1 tRNA gene is annotated in these 221 nt (G+C 51.1%); it reads left to right on the top strand.

Annotated elements, in window-relative coordinates:
- The first annotated feature begins 5 nt into the window (after positions 1–5).
- Positions 6–82, top strand: a tRNA-Ile gene (locus tag V7R55_RS19505).
- The last annotated feature ends 139 nt before the right edge of the window (positions 83–221 follow it).

Genomic DNA, 221 nt, shown 5'->3' with positions numbered 1-221 from the left:
ACTGAAGGCTTGTAGCTCAGCTGGTTAGAGCGCACCCCTGATAAGGGTGAGGTCGGCAGTTCAAGTCTGCCCAAGCCTACCATTCACCTGCACTTGCTTCGCAAGTGGTCGTGAAAAAGCCGCTTAACCGGAAGGGAACCTTCCTGACGGTTTTTCTACTCGCTAAAGTTAGCGGTAGTCAAAGGCTAAGGTGGAAACTGATTTTTGTGTCACGTTGGACC

The sequence above is a fragment of the Alteromonas sp. S005 genome (genome assembly GCF_036864475.1).
Classification (GTDB): domain Bacteria; phylum Pseudomonadota; class Gammaproteobacteria; order Enterobacterales; family Alteromonadaceae; genus Alteromonas.
This window is presented reverse-complemented; position numbering and strand designations above follow the sequence as displayed.